Origin of the sequence: Patulibacter sp., assembly GCF_030655195.1 — a bacterium.
Lineage (GTDB): Bacteria > Actinomycetota > Thermoleophilia > Solirubrobacterales > Solirubrobacteraceae > Patulibacter.
This window is the reverse complement of the sequence record NZ_JAURWA010000136.1, coordinates 1-24,696: the sequence shown is the minus strand read 5'-3', so window position 1 is coordinate 24,696 and position 24,696 is coordinate 1. Positions and strand designations below refer to the sequence as shown.

Below are 24,696 nucleotides of genomic sequence, written 5' to 3'. Positions count from 1 at the left end.
TCCGGTCGGGCGGGGCGGGGCCGTTAGGGTCGGGGCATGGCCGACCACTTCACCTCCGCCAAGCTGCAGGAGACCGCGCCCGAGCGGTTCGTCCGGCTGCGCAAGCCGCTCGGCGTCACGAGCTTCGGGATCAACCAGATGGTCCTCGAGCCCGGACAGCGGATGCGGATCCACCGGCACGAGCGTCAGGAGGAGGTCTTCGTCGTCCTCTCCGGGCGCCTGACGATCGCCTTCGAGGACGGGGAGCAGGACTTCGGGCCCGACGAGCTCGTGCGGATCGCGCCCGAGGTCCGGCGGCAGATGATCAACCGCGGCCCGGAGCGTGTCTCGTTCCTCGCCCTCGGCGGCTCCGGCGAGGACCACGAGCCGCGCGACGCCCAGGCGTTCGCGACCTGGGACGGCGAGCCCCGCGGCGTCGCCGACGTGCCCAACCCGGACGACCTGCCGGCCGCGGAGCTGCGCGGCTGAGGCCCGGCGGGGTTCCGGGACGAGCGGCGGTGCGGCACGCTGGCGTCCACCACGAGCGGCAGGGCGCCCGGGGCGGAGGCCGGGGCGATCGGCTGGTAGAACCCCGGTCGTGCCTCGGGAGCGGTGGAAGAAGAAGGTCAGCCGCGTGACGGGACGCTTCAAGGCCGTCGGCGGGGAGCTGGTCGTCGAGGGCGAGACCCTGCACTTCCGGCCCAGCGCCCTCGAGCGCCGGCTGCACGCGGAGGACTGGGAGGTCCCGCTGGCCGACGTCACGGGCTTCCGCGCGTCCCCGCTCAGCGTCCTCGACGCGTTCTCCGGCGGCCTGCGTCCGCGGCTGGCCCTCGACGTCGGCCGCGGCACCACCCACCTCTTCGTCGTCCCGGAGCCGGCGAAGGTCGCCAAGGAGCTCCTGTCGGTCGCGGTCGAACCGGTGGACGACCTGACCTGACCGCCGGCCACGCGGCGGCCTCAGGCGCCCGCGGGCGGGGCGTCACCGGCGTCCGGCGCGGCCTCCTCGGCGGACGGTTCCAGCAGCGGGCCCGCCATCGACCGGCCCTCGCCGTCCCAGAGGTTGATCCGCCCGGCGCCGTCGGGGTACTCGCCCGCCGCGACGCGGAACGCGCCGTCGGCGCCGTAGAGCTCGACGGTCGACGGGGCCCGCGGCGGGTCCGGCCGCTGCCCGACGCGGCCGCGCAGCGTGCCCTGCTCGTCGAGCAGCTCGACGCCCGTCCCGCCGTCGGGCCACACCCCGACACCGGCCCGGTAGTGGCCGTCGCGGTCCCAGAACTCCGCGCTGGCCTCGCGGTCGGGGTGCGGCCCCTCGGCCAGGAGCGCCCGCAGCTTCCCCGCCCCGTCCCAGACCGACAGGCCGGTCGGCCGACCGCCGCCCTCGCCGAGGCTGATGCGGTGGTTGCGCCCTGCGTCGAAGAGCTCGACCGACGACGACCCGTCGATCCACGTGCCGAGCGCCGCGCGGAAGGTGCCCTCGCGGTCGGCGACCTTGATCGAGGCGGACCCCGCGGGCTCGACGCCGACGGTCACCCGGATGCGGCCGTCGCCGTCGGCGAGGTCCAGGGCGACCCCGCCGTCGGGCGTCACCCCCAGGCGCGCGCGGACCGCGCCGGAGTCGTCGACGAGCTCGAAGGACGTGTCGCGCATCCCGAGGGTCCGAGGCGGCCGGGGCGGTCGGATGCACCGGGGCGCCGTGCCCGCGGCCGTGGCAGCCTGCAGGGATGACCGCCCGCTCCGCGCCGTTCCCGGACCTCGTCGGCCGCCGGGTCCTGATCACCGGTGCCGCCCGGGGCATCGGCGCGGCGCTGGCCCGGGACCTGGCCGGCCGGGGCGCCCGGGTGTCGCTCGTCGGCCTGGAGGACGAGCGGCTGGCGGCCCTGTGCGCGGAGCTCGAGGGGTCGGATGGTGATCGGCACGCGTGGTTCTCGGCCGACGTCCGCGACCTCGACGCCGTGCGCGCCGCGGTGGACGGCACCGTGGAGCGGTTCGGCGGCCTCGACGTCGTCGTCGCCAACGCGGGGATCGTCAACCTCGGCACCGTCGCGGGGTCGCCGACGGAGGACCTGCTGCGCACCATCGACGTCAACCTCCAGGGCGTCGTGCGGACCGTGAGCGCGGCGGTGCAGCCGGTGATCGATGCGCGGGGGCACGTGCTCGTGGTCTCCTCGGCCTCGGCGCTGGGCCCGACGGCCGGGATGGCGGCCTACACCGCGAGCAAGGCGGGGGTGGAGGCGTTCGCGGACGCCCTGTCGCAGGAGCTGCGGCCGACCGGCGCGACCGTCGGCTGCGCCTACCTCTCGTGGGTCGACACGGACCTGGTCCGCGACGTCGACGAGCTGCTGCCGAGCATGCGGCTGCTCCGCCGGCGCCTGCCGTGGCCGCTCCGGGCGACGACGACCCCGGCCGCCGCCGCGGCGGCCCTGGCCGAGGGCATCGCGGCGCGACGTCGACGGACGATGGTCCCGCGCGGCATCGCGCTGCTCCGCTGGACCCGCCCGGCGATGACCAGCCGCGCGGGGGAGGCGACCATGGGCCTCCTCGGCCACCGCCTGATCCCGCGGATGGACCGCGAGTCGCGCGCCCTGGCGCGGCGGTTCGGGGCGAACACACCGGACTGAGCGAGCGGGGAGCTCCGGCGGTGCTCGGGGTGCCTGGCGGGAGGCCTGCCGCCTACGGCCGCGCGAGACGGATCGGGCCCTTCGCGCCCGGCTCCACGCGCTCGCCGCCCTGACGGATCTCGAGGCGGCCCGCCGCGGTCTCGTCGGCCGCGACCCGGCGGACGTCGTCCATCAGTTCGCGCCACTCGCCGCCGGGCCGCAGCGCGCGGGCGGCCTCCGACGGGCAGATCGTGGCCCCGTCGCGCCGGGCGTCGAGGAGCTCGTCGATCGTCTCGCGGATGCGCGAGTCGGACGGGGTCGCCATCGACCGAGGCTAGCGCGGGGCGGCCGTCGCGTCGGTCAGCGGGCGATCCGGAACCGGTCGACGGTCACGACGGTCTCCTCGTCGGCGATCGCCCTGCTGCGGTCGACGCTCAGCGACGTCGGCCGACCGGTCCCCGACGCGTACGAGACGGTCAGGGACGCGACGCCCGCATCGATGGCCTCCTGGACGCGGGCGAACAGCCGCGGGACCGTGGCGAACCGCCGCAGGGCGTCGGGCACGGCACCGACCGGTCGGCCCCGACGGACCTGGACCGTGCGCGGGGCCCGGACCTCGGGCGGGCAGAAGCAGCTGAGGGCCGGCCGCATCCGGTAGCTCCGCAGGCCGCGGGCCGCCCAGCGCTCGCGGGCGGCGTCGAGCGCGCGCTGGGCACGGCCGTCGGCGATGGACGGATCCGGCCCGTCCGGCTCCGCGGCCGGGGCGAGGGCCGGCCGGAGGACGAGCGGCCGGGCGGCACCGGTCGCCACGGGCGGTCCGGACGGCCCCCAGGTCGTGCGACCGTCGCCGGTGATCGGGTGCTCCGGCCCCAGCAGGACGCGGGCGCCGGTGACCTGCGCGGCGACGCTCTTGGCGCGGGCGAGGACCTCGCGCAGCGTGCTGCGCCGGCCCTGCGCGCCGTAGGGGTGCAGGTCGCTCGTCACGCCCTGGGCCCGCAGCCCGGCGGCCCGGGCCAGGTAGAGGGCGCGGCCCATGTGGAAGCCCTGCGTGACGACGACCGCGGAGTCGACGTCGAAGACCTCCCGCGCGCGCACCATCGTGGCGCGGGTGTCGACGCCGGCGTGGTCGGTGAAGATCGCCCGGGCCGGGACGCCGGCCCGCTGCAGCGCGACCCGCATCGTGGTCGGCTCGTCGTAGCCCCACCGCAGATGGTCCCCCGAGACGAGGATCCGGTCGACCTTCCCGGCCCGCCACAGCCCGACCGCCCGGTCGACGCGGTCGCGCAGCATCCCGCTCATCCGCCCGTCCGGCTGGACGAGCGCACCGAGGACGATCGCGGTCTGCGCGTGGCGGACGCCCGCCACGTCGTCGGTCGCCCCGGTCCCGCGGCCGAGCACGTAGCCGTTGCTGCCGGCCACGGCGGCGGCCAGCACGAGGACGACGGCCAGGACCAGGCGGACCGGGCGGGACCGGGGGAGCGCACGCACGGGAGCAGCGTAGCCCGGTCGGCGGGCGGCGTCGTGCGACGAGCGGCCGGCGGGCGCGCGACGGACGCGGCCCCGCCGGGAGACGGTCGGCGGGCCGCGGCCCGCCGACCGGACGGCTAGGCCTTGGGGGCGTCGCCGCGCTTCTTCTGCTTCTGGGCCTTCTGGCGCTCGCTCGTGTTGAGCACGTTCTTGCGCAGCCGGACGTTCTTCGGCGTCACCTCGACGCACTCGTCGTCGGCGATGAACTCGAGCGCCTGGTCCAGCGTCATCTCGCGCGGCGGCACGATCTTGACGAGCTCCTCCGAGGTGGCGGAGCGGATGTTGGTGACCTTGCGCTCGCGCACGGCGTTGACGTCGAGGTCCTCGGCGCGCTTGTTCTCGCCGATGACGGAGCCCTCGTAGACCTCGTCGCCGACGGAGACGAACAGCGTGCCGCGGTCCTGCATCGAGATCACGGCGTAGCCGGTGATCTTGCCGGTGCGGTCGCAGACCATCGAGCCGGCCTGGCGGGAGCGGATCTCGCCGGCCCACGGCGCCCAGCCGTCGAAGATCGAGTGCATCATGCCCGCGCCGCGGGTCGTGGTCAGGAACTCGGTGCGCACGCCGATCAGGCCACGGGCCGGGATCCGGAAGTCCATGCGGATCCAGCCGGTGCCGTGGCCGGACATGCCGAGCATCTGGCCCTTGCGCTCGGCCATCAGCTGCGTGATCGCGCCCAGGTGCTCCTCGGGCGTGTCGATCGTGACGGCCTCCTGCGGCTCCTCGCGCTTGCCGTCCTCCGTGGTGCGGACGAGGACGCGCGGCTTGCCGACCGTCATCTCGAAGCCCTCGCGGCGCATGTTCTCCACGAGGACGGCCAGCTGCAGCTCGCCGCGGCCGTGGACCTCCCACGTGTCGGGGCGCTCCGTCGGCTCGACCTTCAGCGACACGTTGCCGATCAGCTCGGCCTGCAGGCGGGCCTCGATCATGCGGGCGGTCAGCTTCTCGCCCTCGCGGCCGGCCATCGGCGAGGTGTTGACACCGATGGTCATCGCCAGCGACGGCTCGTCGACCGTGATGTTCGGCAGCGGGCGCGGGTCCTCGATGTCCGTGAGCGTGTCGCCCAGCTGGATCTCGGGGAAGCCGGCGATGGCGGCGATCTCGCCCGGGCCGATCTCGTCGGCGGGGACGCGCTCGAGGCCCTGCGTCTTGAAGAGGTCGCCGACCTTCGCCTTGACCTGCGTGCCGTCGCGCTTGACCCACAGCACCTGGTCACCGCGGCGCAGCGTGCCGTGGGCGATCTTCGAGATCGCGAGGCGGCCGAGGTACGGGGACGCGTCGAGGTTGCCGACCTGCGCCTGCAGCGGGTGGTCGGGGTCGTACGTCGGGGCGGGGATCGCCTCGAGGATGCCGTCGAGCAGCTCGGCGAGGTCCTCGCCCAGCTCGTCGGGGCGGATGCCGGCGCGACCGTCGCGGCCGATCGCGTAGTAGACGGGGAACTCGAGCTGGTGGTCCTTGGCGTCGAGCTCGAGGAAGAGCTCCTCGACGTCGGAGACGACCTGCTCGATCTGCGCGTCGGGGCGGTCGATCTTGTTGACGACGAGGATCACCGGCAGGTCCGCCTCGAGCGCCTTGCGGAGCACGAAGCGCGTCTGGGGCAGCGGGCCCTCGGCCGCGTCGACGAGCAGGACGACGCCGTCGACGAGGGCCAGGCCGCGCTCGACCTCGCCGCCGAAGTCGGCGTGGCCGGGGGTGTCGACGATGGTGACCGTCGTGTCGCGCCACTGGATGACCGTGTGCTTGGCGAGGATCGTGATCCCGCGCTCGCGCTCCTGGTCGTTGGAATCCATGATGCGGTCGGAGTCCTCGCCGCGGTGCAGCGCGCCGGACTGACGCAGCATCGCGTCGACGAGGGTGGTCTTCCCGTGGTCGACGTGGGCGACGATGGCGACGGTTCGGAGGTCTGTACGTGCGGAAGGCATTCCCGTCAAAGGATAGGGACCCGCGACGCCCGACCCCCTGGCGGTCGCGTGCGGGTCTTGACACGGACGCAACATGCCGGTAGTTGGCGGCGCCCCACCCGGCGTTCCGGCCCGGTCCCCCGAGGGCGTCTCGGTGCGCACGGGCCCTGCGGCCCGGCGCTCCCGCGGGGGCGGCGACCGGGTCGGGAGGATCCGTCGCGGCGGGGGCCCGTCGGCCCGGCCCGCGTCGGCCGACCCGGGGGCTACGCTGCGCCGATGCCGCAGGCCACCCCCGGCCGGGCGTACGGCGTCCCGGTGTCGCTCGGCCTCGTCACCGTCGTGGCCGTCGGGGCGCTGGTCCCCGCGACCGCCTCGGCCGTCGTGGCCGGCGCGCGCGTGTCCCCGGCCGACCACCCCGCCGTCGTCCAGCTGGCGGACGCCTGCACCGCGACGCTCGTCGCGCCCCGGCGGCTCCTGACCGCCGGGCACTGCATCCCGCGGGTCACGCCGGGACGGACCCGGGTCTCGATCGGGGGCGAGCGGCTGCGGGTCGTGCGGGTCGCCCGTCATCCGCGGTTCCAGTACCTGACGCCGACCTACCCGGCCGAGCCGTACCGCGACGTCGCGCTCGCGGAGCTCGAGGCCGACGCGCCCGTCGCGCCCGTCCGGGTGTCGTGGCGCCCCGTCCGACCGGGCGCCGTCGTGACGCTCCTGGGCTACGGGACGGGGGATCCCGGCGAGCCGGGGAACTTCGGGGTCCTGCGCACGGCCACGCTCGTCGTCCGCGACGACCGGACCTGCCGGCGGGAGATCCGCCGGGCCGCACCGGGTCAGGCCCGGCAGTACCGCCGCCGGGTGATGCTCTGCACCCAGGACCCCGACGGCGTCCGGCCGTTCGCCTCCGGGTGCTACGGCGACAGCGGCGCCCCGCTGCTGCGCGGCGCGCTCGACGACGATCCGGCGGTCGTCGGCGTCGACTCCTGGGGCGTCGCCTGCGGGGACCGCGACGGCGACCCGGAGGTCTTCGCCCGCGTCGCCGCGGAGCGCGCCTTCGTCGAGGCCGCGGACCCGGGCTGGACCACGGCGCCGATCGAGCAGCCCTTCGCCCCCGGGCGGCTCTAGGCGTCGGCTCGCCTCGCGGCGGGCCTGGTCGCGATCACGACGCCCCCAACGTCGAAACCGAGACCACCCCACCGGTTGGGCCCGGTCGCGGCGGGCCTGGTCGCGATCACGACGCCCCCAACGTCGAAACCGAGACCACCCCACCGAGCCGCGCCAGCCCCGCCGCCGCGCCTACCGCCCCGCCCCGTCCCGTCGCCCTCCTGCACCGGTCACGGGACGGTCACACGAGCCCGCCGGCGCGATGGTTCGATCGGACGGTCCCGCTCATGCGGCGACCGATCCCCCTCCCTCGCGGCCTCCCCTCATCGGCCGCCCGGGACGCGCCCCGCGGCGCGCGGTCGCCACCGATCAACTGGAGCCCGTCGTGTCCCCCATGACCCGCCGTTCCCTCGTGCGTGCCGGTGCAGCCGGCGCGCTGGTCGCCGTCTCCGCCGGCTTCCCCGTGTCCTCCGCCGTCGCCCGCACGCGGCCGCGGTTCTCCGGCAGCCCGTTCGCGCTCGGCGTGGCCTCGGGCGACCCGTCCTCGGACGGCGCCGTCCTCTGGACCCGCCTGACCACCGACACCCTGGGGGTCGACCCGCTGCCCGCCCCGCGCATCGCGGTGCGCTGGGAGGTCGCCGAGGACGAGGGCTTCCGCCGCGTCGTCCGGCGCGGCGTGGAGATCGCCGACGAGCGCTCCGCCCACAGCGTCCACGTCGAGCTGCGCGGCCTGCGCCCGCACCGCGAGTACTGGTACCGCTTCGCCGCGGGGGACGAGGTCAGTCCCGTCGGCCGCACGCGCACCGCACCGGGCTTCGGCTTCGGGGGCGGCGCGGACGGGCTCGCGTTCGCGGTGACGTCCTGCCAGAACTACGAGGCCGGGTACTACGCCGCCTGGCGCGACATCGCCGCGCAGGACCTCGACGTCGTCCTGCACCTGGGCGACTACATCTACGAGGGCGCCGGCAAGAGCGACCCGCCGACCGCCACCACGCCGCGCCGCCACGTGGGTCCGGAGATCACGACGCTGTTCGACTACCGCCGTCGCCTGGCGCTGTACCGCTCCGACCCCGACCTGCTGGCCGCGCACGCCGCGCATCCGTTCGTCGTGATCTGGGACGACCACGAGGTCGACAACAACTACGCCGGCCTGATCTCGCAGGACGATGACCCCGTCGCCGTCTTCTCCGCCCGCCGTGCGGCCGCCTACCAGGCGTATTACGAGCACATGCCGTTGCGCCGAGCGCAGGTCAATCGCGGTCCGAACCTCCGGCTGGACCGCACGCTGCAGTACGGCGACCTGGCGCAGTTCACGATGCTCGACACCCGCCAGTACCGCGCGAACCAGGCCTGCGGCGACGGCAACAAGGAGCCCTGCGGGCCGGAGTGGGAGGACCCGTCGCGCACGTTCCTGGGCGACGAGCAGGAGCGCCGGGTCCTGCGGTCGCTCGGCCGGTCCCGCGCCCGCTGGAACGTCATCGGCAACCAGATCCCGCTGACGGCGATCGACCAGCAGGCCGGCCCCGGGCAGAAGCTCTACATGGACGGCTGGGCGGGCTATCCCGTCGCCCGTGACCGCTTCCTGCAGGGCATGGAGGACCGCAGGGTCCGCAACCCGCTGGTGGTCACCGGCGACGTCCACGCCAGCTGGGCCTGCGAGGTCAACCGCGACGTGCGCGACCCGGCGTCGCGCACCACGGCGGTCGAGCTCATCGGCACGTCGATCAGCTCCGGCGGCGACGGCACCGACGTGCCGACGGACGTCCTGCCCGACAACCCGCAGGTCAAGTTCCAGCGCAGCCGCCGCGGCTGGGTCAAGGTCGCGCTGGACCGCAAGGAGGCGCGGGCGGAGTTCCGCCACCTGCCCTACGTCACGCGACCCGACGCGGTCCCGACGGTCGACGCCGCGTTCACGGTCCAGGACGGGACGTCGAAGCTGCAGCGGGTCTGAGGCACGGCTCGGGGCGGGCGGAGGGTGCGGGGCCCGGACGGGCGTCCGGGCCCCGCGGATCGCGCGCGTCGACCGCCCGTCGTCCGACCGGGCGGCCGAGGTGGCGGCCGCTCAGCCGGCGACGGGCAGGCGCATCGGCATGCCGCCCTCGGGCGTCACCGCGCGGCCCTCGGCGTCGAGCCAGTCGACCAGGCCGGTGTCCGGGTCGACGATCGAGGCGTCGACGGTGAACGCGTTGCCGTCGACGTCACGCTCGACGGTGCCGCCTGCGCGGGTGTGCACGACGACCCGCGAGACGCCGTTGGGGACGAGGCCCCAGGCGAGGGCGCCGATCGAGCCGGTGGCGGCACCGCGGCGGACGTCTTCCGTCCCGAAGCACGACCGGGCGCTGTTGGACGCCGACACGCGGGCGTGGACGCAGAGCTGGTCCTGGCCGGCCGGGCTGCCCGGCGCGGCGGCCCGGAGGTCGGCGACGGGGACGAGCACCAGGGCCGAGCCGGCGGTCCAGCCGGGCAGCACCCGGATCCCCGCGAGACGGACCCCGGCGTACTGCCGTGACACGGATGCGAGGGCCTCGCGGGCGAGCGGGCCGCGGTCGGCGACCGTCTGGTCCCGGCCGAGCACCCCCAGCGTCGCGGCCTGGGCCGACGGCACCGGGGTCGAGCTCGCGCTCGGCCGGTTGCCGTCCTCGAAGCCCAGGACCGGGCCCCACAGGGCGGTCCCGGCGACGGCGGCCCCGCCGACGGACACGACCGCGGCACTCGTCATCAGGCCCAGCCGGAACCGGCGGGCCCTCCGGCGCGCGCGGTCGACCAGGCGGTCGTTCGCGAGCAGCAGGCTCTCCTGGAGCTGCGGCAGCTGGATCATGCCCATCCCCTCATCTGGTCCCTGAGTCGCGCCAGCCCGCGGCTGGCGCGCTTGCGGACGACGGCCGGCGACGTGCGGAGCCGCTCGGCCGTCTCGTCGTAGGTCTCGTCCTCCACGTAGCGGGCGACGATCGCCGTCCGCTGCTCCTCCGGCAGCGCATCGAGCGCTGCGTAGAGGCGGTCGTTCTCGCCCAGCCGGTCGACCCGGGCGAGGTCCTCGTCGTCGAGCAGCAGCGGCATCATCCCCAGCCGCTCGCGGGCCTTCTGCTCGACCGTGCCACGGCGCGCGCTGTCGACGAGCACGTGGTGGGCGATGCCGAAGATCCACCCCGCCGCGGAGCCCTTGGCGGGCTTGAACCGCGCCCGGCCTGCGAGCGCCCGGGCGAAGGTCTCCGCCGTCAGGTCCGCCGCGACCTCCGGCAGACCGACCCGCCGCCGGTGGTAGGCGAGGACGGCCGGCTCGTAGCGGGCGTAGAACTCCCCGAACGCGGCCGTCGAGCGGTCGAAGCGCTTCTCGGCGACGAGGTCCTCGTCGCTGCGATCCTGCTCGCGGCTCACGGTGTCTGTTCGGTCGGCGATCGGGATCTGTGACCGTCGATCCCGATTCGTCGTGCTCCGCGCCGCACCTGCCGGCCGGTGCGCCCGCACCGGCCGACCGAGCTGCGTCGCCACCGCGCGCGGCCTACGGGGTGCTGCCCGCGAAGTCGGCCGCGTCCGAGATCTCCTTGTCGGCGACGCCGTCGGAGGTGGCGATCTCGAGGTGGTCGACCTGCTCGGCGTCCACGGCGACGACGCCGGAGGCGTCCGGGGTCACCTGCTGCGACGTGCGGTCCTCGTCGACGACCGTGACCTCCGCGCCGTCGGGGACGAGCGTGAACGCGGTCGAGTGGTCCTCCGACGTCATGCCCAGGGTGATGCCGTCCGTGGCGACCATCGAGGTCGGCGAGCAGGTCACGCCGTAGCCGTCGACGGGATCCGGGGCGATCAGGCAGACGGTGTCGTCGCCCGGGACGACCCAGCCGCGGCCGTTGGGCGTGTCGATGGCGCGGGCGAGGCCGGGGTTGCGGCCGAAGCGGGCGGGGCTGACGGCGGCCGCCGCGGCGGCGGGCATGACGTCCGTGGCGCGCTTGGCCCGGCGCAGGACCCGGAGCGTCTGGGCCTGGTCGGCCTGCACCGCACCGATCGCGGCGGGCTGCGCGTCGGGGGCGACGGCGACCCGGTCCGGGGCGTCCTCGGCGCCGGCCGGGCCGACCACGCCGACCGTCAGACCGGCGGCGACCACGCCGGCCAGCAGGGTGCCGCCGACGGCGCGGCGGGTGTGGGGGTGCTTCAGGCTCAGCACGACGCCGCTCCGCTGCCGTAGGTGGACGAGCCGTAGAAGGTGGCGGTCACGCTGCCGCCGTTCTTGATCAGCGGGTAGAGCACCCGGTCGGCGTAGAGGACGCGGCAGGCGTAGCCGAAGCCCCAGGCGAAGTCGCCGACGAGCTGGTTCTGGCTCGTCGAGGTGCTGGCGCCGGCGCCGACCTTGCGGTTGTCGGGGTTCGAGCCCCGGGCGGAGCGCAGGGTGTGGCGCTCGTAGCTGCAGGCGCTGCTGGCGCCGAGCCAGCACGACCACTGGTCGGTGGCCGCGTTCGCCGCGGGAGCGGCGATCGCGGTGGCTCCAGTGGCCAGCAGGGTGGCCAGGGCGACGGTGAGCGATGCCCGCCGGCGGGATCGTGTCGGGGTCATTCGGGGGTCCTCGGTGTTCGCAGGTGGTCGATCAGGGAGGTCGAACCTACGTCCGGGAACGTCACAAATGCCTGCAATCGACGAACGTGCGCGCGTGGTACCGGTCAACGGGTCCAGTTCTGGAAAAACGGTCACAACCGGGCATCGTGAAACGAACCTTGCAACGTGGGCCGTTGCGCTTCGCGGCTCGTTCCGACCCCTACGGCGTACGCGAGCGCAGCCGCCGGGATCGCGCGGAACAGGTTCGCTACACTAATTACCAGTGCGAACCACCGTGACAGACGCCCCCGACCGCTCCTCGGTCCCCGAGGTCGCCGCACACCTGCGTCTCGTCATCACCCGCACGGCGCGGCGGCTGCGCACGGAGGCGAGCGCCGGGCTCGGTCCGTCGCTCGGGGCGGCGCTCGCGACCGTCGAACGCTGGGGCCCGCTGAGCCCCAGCGAGCTCGCCGATCGCGAGGGCATCCGTCGGCCCTCGGCCACGCGGATCGTCGCCCGGCTCGAGGAGGAGGGGCTCGTCGGACGCGAGCCCGACCCCGACGACGGGCGCTCGTTCCGCGTCTCGCTGACCGCGCAGGGCGTCGAGCACATCCGCGACGTCCGCTCGCGCAAGGACGCCTTCCTCGCCCGGCGCCTGGAGCGGCTCTCCGCGGAGGACCGGGCCACCCTGGACCGCGCCTCCGACCTGCTCGAGCGGCTGCTCGAGGACGCCGGGGACGACGAGCCCCGGTAGCCGCACGGGCGCGCCCGCCCCGGGGCCCGCACCCGCCCCAGAATCCGCACCCGCCCCGGATCCCCCCGACCCCCACGAGGACCCCCACGCCTTGAGCCCCACGATCCACCGCACCTTCGACTCCCTCCACGTCCCGAACTACCGGCGCTACTTCGCCGGGCAGGTCGTGTCCGTGTCCGGCAACTGGATCCAGAACGTCGCCGCGATGTGGCTCATGGTCCAGCTCACCGGCGACGGCCTCGCCGTCGGTCTGACCGCGGCGCTGCAGTTCCTGCCGCTCATGCTCTTCGGGGTCTGGGGCGGGCTGCTGGCGGACCGGGTCGACAAGCGGAAGCTGCTGATCGGCACGCAGATCGGGCTCATGGTCCCCGCGGTGGTCCTCGCGGCCACGACGTTCACCGGGACGGTCACGCCGCTCGTGATCTACGCCATGGTCTTCCTGCGCGGCACGGCGATGGCGATCGACAACCCGGCGCGCCAGGCGCTGCCGATCGAGCTCGTGGGTCCCGACCGGGTTGTCAACGCCGTCGCCCTCAACAGCGTCGTCATCCAGACCTCGCGGATCATCGGCCCCGGGATCGCGGGCCTGCTGATCGCGGTCGTCGGCATCGGCTGGTGCTTCGTCGTCGACGCGCTCTCGTTCCTCGCGATGATCGCGGCGCTGCTGCGACTGGACCCCGACGAGATGGGGGAGGCCCCGCGGGCGACCCGGCACAAGGGGGCGGTCCGCGAGGGCGTCGCGTACGTCAGGCACGCCCCGCACCTCTGGATCCCGCTGGCGATGATGGGCCTGATCGGGCTCCTGTCCTTCAACTTCCAGATCGTCCTGCCGCTGATGGCCCACGACACGTGGCAGGGCACCGCGACGACCTTCACGCTGCTGACCATGACGATGGCCGTCGGATCGGTGATCGGGGCGCTCGTCGCCGGCAACCGTCGCGAGATCACCCCGCGTCTGCTCGTCGGGGCGGCGACCCTGTTCGGCACCTTCCAGCTGCTGGCGGCGGCCGCACCGATCCTGCCGCTGCAGCTGCTGCCGCTCGTCCTGCTGGGGATGGCCTCGGTGACGTTCTCCGCCGGCGTCAACTCGACGCTGCAGCTGCAGGTCGACCCGGCGATGCGCGGGCGCGTGATGGCCCTCTACTCGCTCGTCTTCCTCGGGTCGACGCCGATCGGTGCGCCGCTGGTCGGCTGGATCGCCGGCTGGGCGGGCCCCCGCGTGGGCCTGGCGGTCGGCGGCGTCGCGGCGCTCGTCGCGGCCGCCGGCGCCGCCTGGGCCTACCGCCGGGTCGCCGGACGGGGGTACGGGCGCCCTGCGGAGCAGGACGCCACCGGCACGGTGCCCGGGCCGACCGCGGCGGGCCCGGTGCCGCGCGTCGTCACCCACGTCTGACGGCGTCCCCGACGCGACCGGACGGGGCGTGCTCCGTCGGTCGGGCCCGCGGCACGGCCGACGGACGGTGCCGTCAGTCGAAGTAGTTCTTCCCGCCGAAGGTCTTCACGGCGTAGTGGAACGCGTCGGCGACCTTGTAACAGATGCCCCGCTGGAGGGCCTCGACGTACTTGCGGTCGAACTTCTGCTTGCACTGGATGTTCATGTTCTCCATGAACCGGTCGTCGACGGCCTTCTTGCCGGCCGCCGTCGGGGCGAGCTCCAGGCCGCCGGCCTTCGACCCGAAGTTGCGGTAGCCGAAGTCGTGCCGGTCGCAGGACTTCTCGAAGATGTCGGAGTAGTACCGGACGGGCTTGCCCTTCCAGCTCCGGTAGCCCATCTCGACGTCCATGATCTTCTCCGGGACGCTGCAGCCGTTCGTGCCCCAGTTGATGCTGTGCCCGTCGACGTCCTTCTTCGTCTCGGGGTAGAGCCCCTTGTAGATCCGGTACTTCGAACCGCCGACGTCCTCGAACTCGACGGCGTTCGCCGCGGCGGCCAGCGTCGCGTGGCTCGGGCCGGCGGGCGGCGGCGGCGGGGGGGTGTGCGGGTCGCTGGCGCCGCAGGTCGGGACGCCCCTGATGAAGCCGTCGGTGTAGGTCTTGAGGTAGTGGTCGGGGACGTAGAGGCCGTTGACCTTCGCCCACACCTTCGAGCCGTAGGCGCTCTGTCCGACGGCCTGGCAGGTGATCCGGACCCACTGGCCGGCCTTGACGTGGTCGACCCGGGCGACGGGGTTCAGGCGCGGGGCGGCGCGGCCGTCGAGGTCGGCCTCGACGCGGTAGGTGTTCTGCGCGTTCCAGGGCTGGGGTGCCCGGACCTTGGCGGCGGACGCGAGTCCGGGCAGGAGGAGCGCCGCGGCGAGCGCCGCGACCAGCGCGGCGAGCAGCCTGCGCGGACGAGACGGGACGGGTGGCACGGGGGACGGGACGGCGGACATCGGGACTCCTCGGGGGTTGGGGGTGGGCCGAGCGTTCCACGCCGGGACCCGATCGGAGCGCCCTCCTCAGAGAGCTCTCACGGCCCCCTCACGGCGTCCTCACCCGGCGTGAGGAGACGGTGAGGATCAGCCCCCGGACACCGGTGGCAGGAGGAGGCTGGGACGTTCCGGGCGGGTGCGACGGCCGGGCCCCCGGCCGCGGCGCATGGGACACTGGGACGCGATGGTCGGCCCCTCCGACGACCGCCCGGCCGACCGCCTGAGCGGCACGGGCGTGCATCGCGTCTCGCTCCCCGCCGCCAACGAGATGGGACGCGTGAACGCGTGGCTCGTCGACGACGACCCGCTGACCCTGGTGGACAGCGGCATCGGCGCGCCGGGCGCGATCGAGGCGATCGAAGCGGCGTTCGTGGCGATCGGCCGACGGCTCGAGGACCTCGAGCTGCTCGTCCTGACCCACCAGCACACGGACCACCTCGGGCTGGCGGGCGAGCTGGCCCGGCGGTCCGGGGCCGAGGTCGCGGCGCTCGCGCCGCTCGTGCCGTACCTCGCGGACCTGCCCGCCGAGCTCGCCGCCGACCGCGCGTTCATGGCCGAGCTGCTGCGCCGGCACGGCGCGACCCCGGCCGAGGTGACCGGCAACGACGCGGGCTGGAGCGCGTTCCACGCCGGGGGCGGCCCGTGCACCGTGACGGTGCCGCTGCTGCCCGGGTCGGCGGTGACGCTGCGCGACCGCACGCTCGAGGTCCTGTCCCGTCCCGGGCACAGCGAGACGGACGTGCTCCTCGTCGACGCCGACCGGCGGACGGCCTTCGGTGGCGACCACCTGCTGCGCACGACCGCGTCGGTCCCGGTCCGCGACCGCCCGTTGCCCGCGGGCGAGGGCACGCGACCGTACGACCCCGTCGTCGACGACCTCGCGGTGACCCTCCGCTACGCGGCGTCGCTGCGGGCCACGCGCACCGTGCCGCTCGACCTCGTCCTCCCGGGCCACGGCGGCCCGTTCGGGGACCCCGCGGCCGTCGCCGACGCGCATCTCGTCCGGCAGGCGGAGGCCGCGGCGCGGCTGCTGGGCCGGACGGGCGACGGCCCCTTCACCGCGATGGGCCTCGCGCGCTCGGTCTGGCCCGACGCGCCCGCCGGCCGCGCGCAGGTGCTCGTCAGCACCGTCCTCGGCGGCCTCGGGGTGCTCCGCGAGCAGGGGCGCGTCGAGGTCGCGGACGCGGGCGGCGACGGTCGGCCGATGCGGTTCGTCACGACCTGACGGCCGCTACCGCGCCCGCCAGAGCCCGCGGGTGAACAGGGCGAGGATCGTGAACAGCTCGAGGCGGCCGAGCAGCATGAGGAAGCTCAGACCCAGCAGGCCGGAGTCGGGCACCTCGGAGTAGGACTCCAGGCCGCCGAGCTGCCCGAGCGCGGGGCCGACGTTGAAGAGGCACGCCAGCGAGCCGGAGAACGCGGAGAGCAGGTCGAACCCGCAGCCGGCCAGGAGGGCGGTGCCGAGGACGAGCGCGACGAACGCGACGGCCATGAAGCCGAACGCCGCGCGGACCGCGTCGTCGGTGACCGGCTTGCGACCGATCCGCACGACGACGATCCGCTGTGGGGCGATCTGGCGCTGGATCTCGGCCCGGATGCCGCCGAAGATCGTCAGCCAGCGGCGGACCTTGAAGCCCCCGGTCGTCGATCCGACCATCGCGCCGGAGGCGGTGGCCAGCAGCACGAGCAACCGGGCCTCCTCGCCCCACAGGTCCGGGTCGGCGGTCGTGAAGCCCGTGCCGGTCGTGATCGACGCGGCGGTGAAGATGCCGTCGAAGACGTTGCCCGGTGCCTCGCTGCCCCGCGCGCCGACGGCCAGCAGCACGCCGATGCCGATCACGAAGAGGACGTAGGAGCGCAGCTCGACGGTGTGGATCCCCAGGCCCCGCCCGGTCACCAGCCGCCACCAGATGACGTACGAGACGCCCGAGGCGAGCATCAGGACGGTCAGGGCCACCTCGACCGACGTGGACTGGAAGCCCCCGGCGGACGCGGTGCGGGTGGAGAACCCGCCCGTCGAGGCGACGGACATCGCGTGGTTGACGGCGTCCCACGGGGACAGGCCCACGAGCAGCAGCGCCACGAGCGCGATGCCGGTGACCGTCAGGTAGATCAGCGCCGTGATGCGGGCGGTGTCGCGCATCTGCGGCGCGACGGTCTCCTCCTGCGCCCGGCTGGTCTCGCCGAGCAGCACGCGACGCGCGGCGCCACCGGCCGCCGGGGCGATCGCCACGAGCAGGACGACGATGCCGATGCCGCCGATCCAGTGGGTCAGCGAGCGCCAGAGGAGGACGGCGTTGGGCTGCCCGTCGACCTCGACCAGCGCGGTGGCGCCGGTCGTGGTGATGCCCGAGGTGCCCTCGAAGATCGCGTCGGCGATCCGGGGGAACGAGCCCGACAGGAAGAGCGGGATCGCCGCGAAGAGGCTGGCGGCCACCCACGTCAGGCCGGCGGCCATCAGCCCGTCGCGACCGGTCGGCGACGGCATCGTCCGGCCGATCCAGGTCTGGCGCATCAGCAGCGCCAGGATCGTCGCGGCCGCGGTGGACGCGGCGAACGCCCCGACCGCCCGGCCGTCGGAGACCGCCGCGGCGATCGTGCAGACCAGCCCGGCGACGGCCAGGGCGATCGCCCCGGCGGTCAGGGCCCGGCGGGTCAGGGGCCCGATGCGGGCGCCGATCCGTGGCCGGCCGGGGCGTCGGATCCGCCAGCGGATCCGGCGGGCGTCGGCGGTGACGTCGTTCAACGGTCCAGCACCGCCCCGAGCTTCTGCGCGCCGTTGCCGGTGGCCAGCACGAGCGCGATGTCGCCCTGCTCGTAGCGGTCGATCTCGCTGGGGAACCGCACCTTGCCGTCACGGACGACGGCGGTGAGCGCGGTGTCGTGGGGCAGCGACGCGGCGATCGGCCTGCCGCACAGCGGGTTGCCGGGAGCCATCCGGTACTCGAGCGCCTCCAGGCCGTCGACGATCAGCGTGCTCTTGCGGGCGCCGGTGCCGCGCGAGGTCCGCAGGATGCGCTCGGCGGCCGCCAGGCGCGGCGCGATGATCCCGTCGACGCCCAGGGCCTCGGCCAGCGGGGCGAACTCCTCGCGCGACAGGACGGCGAGGACGAGGCCGATGTCGAGGCGGTCCGCGTGGGTGCAGGCCAGCAGGGTGGCGCGGTCGTCGTCGGCGCAGGAGACGAACGCGTCGCAGGTGTCGACGCCGGCCTCGCGCAGCGCGGCCTCGGAGGCGCCCTCCTCCCAGAGGACCTCGATCGAGCGGTCCTCCAGCACCTCGGCGGCGTCGCGGGCGCGGCGCTCGTCGGGCTCCAGGACGACGACCTCGCGGCCCAGGTGCGCCAGGCGGGCGGCGAGCGCGACGCCGATCTGGCCGGCGCCGAAGATCGCGACGCGGTGCACGTTGCGCGCGACCGGGTCGATCTCGCGGCACGCCTCCTTCAGCTCGTCGCGGCCGACGGCGAGGACGACGTGGTCGCCGGGCAGCGGCGTGGTGTCCTTGTTGGCCAGGTGGACGCGGCCGTCGCGCAGGAGCGCACCGATCTTCGAGTGCGTCGCGTGGGGGCGGGTGACGACGGCCCGGCGGGCGGCCGGCGAGTTCTCGGTCACCATGCACTCGGCGATGGCGAGCGCCCCGTCGGCGAAGCGCTCCACGCGCACGGCGCCGCGCACCCGCAGGGCGGACTCGATGTCGCCGACGGCGGCGAGCTCGGGGGAGACGAGGACGTCGATCCCCAGCGTGCCCTGGGCGGTGTCCTCACCGGCGGGGTAGTAGTCGGCGTCGCGGACGCGGGCCATCGTCCGGGTGGCGCCCTGCGCCTTGGCGTGCAGGCAGGCGACGAGGTTGATCGCGTCGATCGAGGTCACGGCGACGAACAGGTCGGCCCCGCCGGCGCGCTGCTCGAGCAGGTCCTTCGGCGACGCGGCGTCGGCCCGCTCGACGCGGACGTCGAGCCCGGCGCGCGAGCGGTGCAGCAGGAGCTCGCGGTCCAGGTCGAGCACCTCGACCTCGTGGCCCTCCCGCGCGAGCCGCCCGGCGAGGTACCAGCCGACCTCTCCGGCCCCGGCGATCAGTGCGCGCATCGGGACGAGGATGCCTGATGCGCCGGTCGGCCGTGGCGCGCGGGCGCTCCTTCCGTTCAGCTCCGGGGCGTGTACCACTCCTTGACCTGCCGGGCGAAGAGCAGCGCGAGGACGACCCCGATGGCGATCAGCAGGACGTTGTCGTCGCGCATCCCGGTGCCGATGACGACGAAGCAGACGATGACCCCGACCCAGAACAGGACGTGCTGGCCCATGCCCTTGGGGCCGTAGTCGTGCTGACCGAAGCCGGGCGGGAGCTTGGAGTTCTTGCCCATCGCCCGAGCCTATCCGGCGACGAGGACCGCGACGACCGCCGGATCCGCCCGGTGGCCGGTCGCCCGTCGCGCGCCGTGGAGGCCTACGGCCAGCCGCGGCGCCAGACGACCGGGATCCGGCGGTCGTCGGACAGCGCGCGGCCGGACATCCGCGGCGCGATCGGCTGGGAGCGGCGACGCAGCTCGGCGCGGTCGATCCGGTCCGCCAGCGCGAGCACCATCTCGGTCGGCAGGCCCTCGCGCTCGACGATCACCTCGGTGGGGTGGTTGGCGTCGATGTAGCCCTCGACGACGCGGTCGAGCGTCGCGCACGGCTCGTGCAGGGGGTCGGGGCCACCGATGGTCTCGGCGGCGTGGGCCAGGACGCTCTCCGGCGCCACGAGCGCCCCGTCCTCGCGGTCGCCGATCCAGCGGGCGATCCGGACGAGCCAGCCGCGGGTCAGGTCGCCGATCGGTGCGAACCCGCCCGCGAGCTCGTGCGGCCAGCCGCCGCCCAGCGCGCGCATCGTGCGGTCCGCGGAGGAGAGCAGCAGCGCCTCGTGGGCGTCCGCGGCGAGCTCGAGGCCCAGCAGCGTCGTCCGGCTGGCGATCAGGCGGACGGCGGGATCCTCGTCGGGGACGACCTGCTCGAGCGGCAGCGCGTCGGCGCTGTGGTCGCCCGGCTCGGCCCCGGGGTCGGGCGCGGCGACGTGGACGAGCGGCAGGGCGATCGGCATGCCGTCGTCGGGTCCGGCGGCGCCGACGGCGGAGGGCCAGCCGCCGGCCGCGACGACCGCGGCCGTCCAGGCGCGGCGGTCGTCGTCGGGGGCCACGGACTCCGGCAGCGCGTCGACGAGGACCACGCGCTCGTGGCCGAGCGCCTCGGCGGCGGCCAGGGCGGTCAGGCCGGCGCCGAGGGTGCCGTCGAGCCCGACGAGGACGCGGTCGATGCGCAGGCCGGCGGTGAAGTCCGTCAGGGCGGTCCGCACCGCGCGCCAGCGGTGGTCCTCGGGTCCGGGCCACGGCGCGACGCCGTCGGCGGGCCGCGCGTCCGTCGACGGGGTCACGCGCGGATCGGCACCCGTCTGCACCGGCAGGACGTGGACCGGGCCCGGGGCGGGGCGCTGGGAGGCCCGGCGGTGGGGCTCCGAGCGGGCCGAGCGCCGCGACCACGAGAGGTCGACGTCGCAGATCACGACGGCCTCCTCGAGCGCGGGGCCGCGGGCGACGACGGCCCCGGCGTGGTCGGTCAGGTGCGAACCGCCGTCGAAGACGAGGCCGTCCTGCCCGCCGACGAGGTTGACGTAGGCCACGGGGACGGTGTGCTCGAGCGCGCGGGCGATCGTCGTGGCCTCCCGGCGGCGCTGCATCCCCGGCGAGTACGGCGACGCGTTCAGTGCGACGAGCAGGTCGACCCCGGCGGCGGCGCAGGCGGCGGAGGGCTCGGGCTCCCACAGGTCCGCGCAGATCATCACGCCGACCCGCGCCTCGGGCAGCTCGGCGACGAACGAGTGGTGGGCCGGCACGAAGTAGCGGCCCTCGTCGAACGCGGCGTACGTCGGCAGGTGCTGCTTGTCGGCCCAGCCGGCGACCTGGCCGCGGGTCAGCACGGCCGCGGCGTTCTGGACGCCGCGCAGGTCCGAGGTCGGGTGCGGGGCGCCGATCAGCGCGACGAGCCCCGGCGGCAGCCCGTCGGCCAGCGACTCCAGGGCGTGCTGGGCCTCGCGCAGCATGCCCTCGTCGACGATCAGGCTCTGCGGCGGGTAGCCGCAGAGGGCCAGCTCGCCGCAGATCGCGAGCTCGGCGCCGCGTCCGGCGGCCTCCTGGAGCATCGCCGCGATCCGGTCGCGGTTGCCCTGGATGTCGCCGACGACGGGGTGGAACTGGAGGAGTCCGAGGCGGAGCGCGCTCACCCCTGCGACCGTACGGGACGGGGCCCCCGGACGCCGTCCCGGGCGCGTTCGGAGCGCCGACGGCAGCCGGGGCCGCCCGCGCTCCGCGTGCGCCGCCCGGCGCTCGTCGGGTCACCCGACCCACCGCCCGCCGACCGTCCGGAGTGTGCGCAACGGCGGCGTACGTCCCGGAGGGCCCGGGTAGAGATCGCGACGGTGCTCGACGTGTTCCCCATCCTCCGGCCGCTCCTGGCCGCCGACCCGGGGTTCCACCCCGGCAGTCACGCCGAGGTGCTCGTCTTCGTCCTGGCGGGCGCGGGGCTCCTGATCGCCACGATCGCGCTGAGCAACCAGGGCGGGCGGACCTTCACCTCGGCGATGGTCTACCTGTTGCTCGGCGGCCTGGCCGCCGCGGCGATCCCGGTCCTCGGCGGCTCGCCGTTCGACCCGATCGAGGACGCGTCCGTCCTCGAGCACCTGACGGAGGTGGTGGCGATCATCGCCCTCTTCGGGACCGGGATGGCGGTGGACCGGTCGCTGACCTGGGCGGCGTGGCGCCACGCGCTGCGGCTCCTGATCATCGCGATGCCGCTGACCATCGGCGTCGTCGCGCTCTTCGGCTGGGGCGCGATGGGCCTGTCGCTGGGGGCGGCGCTGATGCTCGGCGGCGCCGTGGCGCCCACCGACCCGGTCCTCGCCGGCGACCTCGGCATCGGGCCTCCCGGGGAGCCCGACGAGCGCGACACGAGCTTCGCCCTGACCGCCGAGGCCGGCTTCAACGACGGCCTGGCGTATCCGTTCGTGCTCGCGGGGATCATGATCGCCCACGGCGGCGACGACGGGAACGTCCTGACGTGGCTGGCCTCCGACGTGCTCTGGGCGATCCTCGCGGGCGTGGCCGCCGGCGCGCTGCTCGGCCGGGTCGCCGCCCGCGTGGTCCGCGAGGCCCGGGACCGCGGCTACATGAAGGAGTACTTCGACGCGTGGGTCGGCGTGGGCGTCGTGCTCGGCGTCTACGGGTTGACCGAGCTGATCGACGCCTACGGCTTCATCGCCGCGTTCGTCGCCGGCATCGCGTTCCGCCGCTACGAGCGCGACCACGAGATGCAGGCCGGCACGCACCGCGGGGCGTCGGTCTTCGAGCGCCTCGGCGAGCTCGCGGTCGTGCTGTTCGCCGCCTCGATGCTGACCGTCGACGGCCTCGGCACCCCGGGCGTCGCGGGTTGGGGACTCGTGCTGCTGGTGGTCTTCGTGATCCGCCCGGCGGCCGGCATGCTGGCGACCCTGGGATCGGGGATGCTGCTGCGCGACCGGGCGTTCGTCTCGTTCTTCGGCGTCCGCGGCGTCGGGTCGTTGTTCTACGCCAGCGTGATCGTGACCTCCGGCGCGCTGCCGGAGGAGGAGGCGGCGCTCGTGCTGTGGACCGTGGTCGCGCTGACGGTCACCTCGATCGTCGTCCACGGCCTCGCGGGGGACCCGGCCCGCCGGTGGCTGGACCGGGCGGCGTGCGAGGCGGGCGAGGTCGTCGTGACCCCGGAGGACGACTCCCGCGAGGGCGACGGCGCAGGCGGGGGCAGCGACGCGGGCGGCCCCGACCCGGACGAGGGCGGACCGACGCCGCACGACGGGCGGCCCGAGGCCGGCGACGACGACCCCGAGGGGTGCGACGCGGAGGGGCGCACCACGGGGGTCGGCGCGGCCCGCTGATCCCGTCCCGGAGGTCGGGGTGGGTCGCGGTCGCCCAGGAGGCCGGGGGTGGGGCGCGCCCGCGTCTCCGAGGCGGGCGCGTCGTGGTCGCCCCGGGGCGGTCTGGGCGCCTCGGTTCAGGCCAGCGGCCCGCAGGCGAGCGTCGGCAGGCCCGGCGTGACGCCGTGCTCGAGCATCCGCAGCAACGCGCCGGTGTCGAGGTGCTCCGCGACCAGGTCGCCCAGCACGTCGTAGCGCCGCTCGCGGACCTCGGCGAAGCGGGCCGGCCCCGGGGCGAACGGTCGGCCGCGCAGGCCGGCGGCCCAGGCCAGCAGGACGTGCCGTGCCTCGTCGTGCTCGAGCAGGCCGTGCCACGAGGTCCCGGCGACGACGCCCTGCACGCAGCCCTCGTCGGCCGGCGGGGCCTCGTCCGCGGCGGCGGGCACCGGGTCGCCGACCAGGAGCGGCGCGCCGCCGCGCCGGACGACGCGGCCGTGGCGGATCTCGTAGCCGCCGGCGGCCACGGCGCGTCCGCGGGTCACCGGCGCGCCGCCGGCCTCCAGCGCCTCGTCGCCGCCCAGCGCCCCGTCGTCCCCGACGAGCAGCCGGCCCGTCCTGCGGCGCGTGATCTTCTCGCGGTGCATCGCGGTGCGCACCGGCAGCAGGCCGAGGCCCGGGACGGTGCCCGTGCCCGTCTCGACGCCGTCGTCCTCGATCTCGGCGCCGAGCATCTGGTACCCGCCGCAGATCCCCAGGACGGGCCGTCCGGCGGCGACGCGGCCGGCCAGGACGCGGTCCAGCCCGGCCGCGCGCAGGTCGGCGAGGTCGGCGACCGTCGCCTTGCTCCCCGGCAGGACGACCAGGTCGGCGTCGCGCAGGACGTCCGGGTCGCGCGTCAGGCGCAGGTCGACGTCGGGCTCGATCGCCAGCGCGTCGAGGTCGGTGAAGTTCGAGATGCGGCGCAGCCCGACCACCGCCACGCGCAGCGGGTCCGCCGTCTCGGCACCGCGGTCGAACGTGCGCAGCGCCAGGCCGTCCTCCGCGTCGAGCTCGAGGCCCTCCGCCCACGGCACGACGCCGAGCACGGGCCGCCCGGTCATCTCCTGCAACGCCGTCACGCCGGGGTCCAGGAGCGAGGGGTCGCCGCGGAACTTGTTGATGACCATGCCGCAGACGTGCGCCTGGTCGGCGGGCTCGAGCAGCGCGATCGTGCCGTAGTGCGCCGCGAGCACGCCGCCGCGGTCGATGTCGCCGACGACGATCGTCGGCAGCCCGGCGTCGCGGGCGAGGCCCATGTTCACGAAGTCGCCGGCCCGCAGGTTGATCTCGGCGGGCGACCCGGCGCCCTCGCAGATCACCGCGTCGAACCGCCCCCGCAGCGTCGCGAGGCTGTCGAGGACCGCCGAGCGCAGGTCGTCGCGCAGCCGCCGGTAGTCGCGGGCGCCGGCGGTGCCGTGGGGCCGCCCGAGCAGCACGACCTGGCTCATCCGCTCGCCCGTGGGCTTCAGCAGGACCGGGTTCATGATCGCCTCGGGCTCGATCCCGCAGGCGGCGGCCTGCACCGCCTGGGCGCGCCCGAGCTCCAGGCCGTCGGGCGTGACCGCGGCGTTCAGGGCCATGTTCTGCGCCTTGAACGGGGCGACGGAGACGCCCTCGCGGTGCAGCCACCGGCAGATCCCCGCGGTGATCAGCGACTTGCCGGCGTCCGACGTGGTGCCCGCGACGAGCAGCGCCCCGGCGGGCGCCGACGGATCGGCAGGGCGGGTGCGCGGGACGGCCACGAGCGGATCCTGACGGACCGGGCCGCTCAGCCGTGGACCGCAGGCCCGGCGGAGGAGACCACGGCGGCCGACGGGACCCGCACCCGTGCGGCGACCCGCACGCTCATCGACGGAGGACCGCGACCGCGGCACAGAGCAGGGCGCCGGCCGTCCCGACGCGGAGCGACAGCCGCGCGGCGCGCTCGAGGTCCGCGGCGCCCGGCTCG

The 24,696-nt window shown here is 75.4% G+C and carries 23 protein-coding genes; 9 read left to right on the top strand and 14 right to left on the bottom strand.

Annotated elements, in window-relative coordinates; translation table 11 throughout:
- Nucleotides 1-36 precede the first annotated feature (36 nt).
- Both Q7T67_RS15185 and Q7T67_RS15180 read left to right on the top strand, forming a co-directional pair.
- Complete coding sequence (locus tag Q7T67_RS15185) at nt 37-468, top strand: cupin domain-containing protein (RefSeq protein WP_304791360.1); 432 nt, start codon at nt 37-39, stop codon at nt 466-468.
- 109 nt (nt 469-577) lie between these two features.
- The gene (locus tag Q7T67_RS15180) at nt 578-916 is read left to right on the top strand and encodes a hypothetical protein (RefSeq protein WP_304791356.1); all 339 of its coding nucleotides are present in this window, start codon (nt 578-580) and stop codon (nt 914-916) included.
- A 20-nt stretch (nt 917-936) separates the two neighbouring features.
- Here the strand turns inward: Q7T67_RS15180 and Q7T67_RS15175 are convergent, their stop codons facing one another.
- Nucleotides 937-1,626 carry a hypothetical protein gene (locus Q7T67_RS15175; protein WP_304791353.1) on the bottom strand — a complete coding sequence of 230 codons (690 nt, stop codon included), beginning with the start codon at nt 1,624-1,626 and terminating at the stop codon, nt 937-939.
- Nucleotides 1,627-1,700: 74 nt separating this feature from the next.
- Between Q7T67_RS15175 and Q7T67_RS15170 the strand changes: the two genes are divergently transcribed.
- Complete coding sequence (locus Q7T67_RS15170; RefSeq protein ID WP_304791350.1) at nt 1,701-2,597, top strand: short-chain dehydrogenase/reductase; 897 nt, start codon at nt 1,701-1,703, stop codon at nt 2,595-2,597.
- A gap of 52 nt (nt 2,598-2,649) precedes the next feature.
- Here Q7T67_RS15170 and Q7T67_RS15165 read toward each other — a convergent pair whose 3' ends face one another.
- From Q7T67_RS15165 to typA, 3 genes are all read right to left on the bottom strand, one after another.
- Nucleotides 2,650-2,901 carry a DUF3253 domain-containing protein gene (locus tag Q7T67_RS15165; protein ID WP_304791347.1) on the bottom strand — a complete coding sequence of 84 codons (252 nt, stop codon included), beginning with the start codon at nt 2,899-2,901 and terminating at the stop codon, nt 2,650-2,652.
- Nucleotides 2,902-2,936: 35 nt separating this feature from the next.
- The gene (locus tag Q7T67_RS15160; protein ID WP_304791345.1) at nt 2,937-4,064 is read right to left on the bottom strand and encodes a DUF6174 domain-containing protein; all 1,128 of its coding nucleotides are present in this window, start codon (nt 4,062-4,064) and stop codon (nt 2,937-2,939) included.
- 116 nt (nt 4,065-4,180) lie between these two features.
- Nucleotides 4,181-6,025, bottom strand: a complete 1,845-nt coding sequence (typA, locus tag Q7T67_RS15155) for a translational GTPase TypA (protein WP_304791342.1) — start codon at nt 6,023-6,025, stop codon at nt 4,181-4,183.
- 255 nt (nt 6,026-6,280) lie between these two features.
- On the opposite strand from typA, the gene Q7T67_RS15150 reads away from it, so the two are divergent.
- Nucleotides 6,281-7,126, top strand: a complete 846-nt coding sequence (locus tag Q7T67_RS15150; RefSeq protein ID WP_304791338.1) for a trypsin-like serine protease — start codon at nt 6,281-6,283, stop codon at nt 7,124-7,126.
- A 373-nt stretch (nt 7,127-7,499) separates the two neighbouring features.
- A complete protein-coding gene (locus tag Q7T67_RS15145) occupies nt 7,500-9,056 on the top strand; it encodes an alkaline phosphatase (RefSeq protein WP_304791335.1) in 1,557 nt (518 codons plus the stop codon).
- A gap of 111 nt (nt 9,057-9,167) precedes the next feature.
- Here Q7T67_RS15145 and Q7T67_RS15140 read toward each other — a convergent pair whose 3' ends face one another.
- The 4 genes from Q7T67_RS15140 to Q7T67_RS15125 all read right to left on the bottom strand — a co-directional run bounded on the left by Q7T67_RS15140 (nt 9,168) and on the right by Q7T67_RS15125 (nt 11,650).
- Entirely contained in the window at nt 9,168-9,923 is a 756-nt protein-coding gene (locus tag Q7T67_RS15140; RefSeq protein WP_304791332.1) for a hypothetical protein, read from the bottom strand.
- Complete coding sequence (locus Q7T67_RS15135) at nt 9,920-10,480, bottom strand: RNA polymerase sigma factor (RefSeq protein ID WP_304791329.1); 561 nt, start codon at nt 10,478-10,480, stop codon at nt 9,920-9,922. Before Q7T67_RS15135 ends, Q7T67_RS15140 begins: the two co-directional genes overlap by 4 nt.
- Nucleotides 10,481-10,604: 124 nt before the next feature.
- On the bottom strand, nt 10,605-11,264 hold the full coding sequence (locus Q7T67_RS15130) for a hypothetical protein (protein WP_304791326.1): 660 nt from the start codon (nt 11,262-11,264) through the stop codon (nt 10,605-10,607).
- Nucleotides 11,258-11,650: a hypothetical protein gene (locus tag Q7T67_RS15125; protein WP_304791323.1), complete on the bottom strand. Its 393-nt coding sequence runs from the start codon at nt 11,648-11,650 to the stop codon at nt 11,258-11,260. Before Q7T67_RS15125 ends, Q7T67_RS15130 begins: the two co-directional genes overlap by 7 nt.
- A gap of 262 nt (nt 11,651-11,912) precedes the next feature.
- Between Q7T67_RS15125 and Q7T67_RS15120 the strand changes: the two genes are divergently transcribed.
- Both Q7T67_RS15120 and Q7T67_RS15115 read left to right on the top strand, forming a co-directional pair.
- Complete coding sequence (locus Q7T67_RS15120) at nt 11,913-12,383, top strand: MarR family transcriptional regulator (RefSeq protein ID WP_304791320.1); 471 nt, start codon at nt 11,913-11,915, stop codon at nt 12,381-12,383.
- A 91-nt stretch (nt 12,384-12,474) separates the two neighbouring features.
- Nucleotides 12,475-13,776 carry an MFS transporter gene (locus Q7T67_RS15115; protein ID WP_304791316.1) on the top strand — a complete coding sequence of 434 codons (1,302 nt, stop codon included), beginning with the start codon at nt 12,475-12,477 and terminating at the stop codon, nt 13,774-13,776.
- Between the two features lie 73 nt (nt 13,777-13,849).
- On the opposite strand, the gene Q7T67_RS15110 is transcribed toward Q7T67_RS15115, so the two are convergent.
- Nucleotides 13,850-14,755 carry a phospholipase A2 gene (locus Q7T67_RS15110; protein WP_304791313.1) on the bottom strand — a complete coding sequence of 302 codons (906 nt, stop codon included), beginning with the start codon at nt 14,753-14,755 and terminating at the stop codon, nt 13,850-13,852.
- Between the two features lie 223 nt (nt 14,756-14,978).
- Between Q7T67_RS15110 and Q7T67_RS15105 the strand changes: the two genes are divergently transcribed.
- Entirely contained in the window at nt 14,979-16,019 is a 1,041-nt protein-coding gene (locus tag Q7T67_RS15105; protein WP_304791310.1) for an MBL fold metallo-hydrolase, read from the top strand.
- Between the two features lie 6 nt (nt 16,020-16,025).
- Here Q7T67_RS15105 and Q7T67_RS15100 read toward each other — a convergent pair whose 3' ends face one another.
- The 4 genes from Q7T67_RS15100 to Q7T67_RS15085 all read right to left on the bottom strand — a co-directional run bounded on the left by Q7T67_RS15100 (nt 16,026) and on the right by Q7T67_RS15085 (nt 21,044).
- On the bottom strand, nt 16,026-17,540 hold the full coding sequence (locus Q7T67_RS15100; RefSeq protein WP_304791307.1) for a TrkH family potassium uptake protein: 1,515 nt from the start codon (nt 17,538-17,540) through the stop codon (nt 16,026-16,028).
- Nucleotides 17,537-18,877: a Trk system potassium transporter TrkA gene (trkA, locus tag Q7T67_RS15095; RefSeq protein ID WP_304791304.1), complete on the bottom strand. Its 1,341-nt coding sequence runs from the start codon at nt 18,875-18,877 to the stop codon at nt 17,537-17,539. Before trkA ends, Q7T67_RS15100 begins: the two co-directional genes overlap by 4 nt.
- A 56-nt stretch (nt 18,878-18,933) precedes the next feature.
- Nucleotides 18,934-19,152 (bottom strand): hypothetical protein, encoded by a 219-nt coding sequence (locus Q7T67_RS15090; RefSeq protein WP_304791301.1) that lies wholly within the window; start codon nt 19,150-19,152, stop codon nt 18,934-18,936.
- A gap of 83 nt (nt 19,153-19,235) precedes the next feature.
- Nucleotides 19,236-21,044, bottom strand: coding sequence for a nitrilase-related carbon-nitrogen hydrolase (locus Q7T67_RS15085; RefSeq protein WP_304791298.1), 1,809 nt, complete (start codon nt 21,042-21,044; stop codon nt 19,236-19,238).
- A gap of 204 nt (nt 21,045-21,248) precedes the next feature.
- On the opposite strand from Q7T67_RS15085, the gene Q7T67_RS15080 reads away from it, so the two are divergent.
- Nucleotides 21,249-22,730, top strand: coding sequence for a sodium:proton antiporter (locus tag Q7T67_RS15080; protein ID WP_304791295.1), 1,482 nt, complete (start codon nt 21,249-21,251; stop codon nt 22,728-22,730).
- A 116-nt stretch (nt 22,731-22,846) separates the two neighbouring features.
- On the opposite strand, the gene Q7T67_RS15075 is transcribed toward Q7T67_RS15080, so the two are convergent.
- Nucleotides 22,847-24,490 (bottom strand): cobyric acid synthase, encoded by a 1,644-nt coding sequence (locus Q7T67_RS15075; protein WP_304791292.1) that lies wholly within the window; start codon nt 24,488-24,490, stop codon nt 22,847-22,849.
- Nucleotides 24,491-24,696 lie beyond the last annotated feature (206 nt).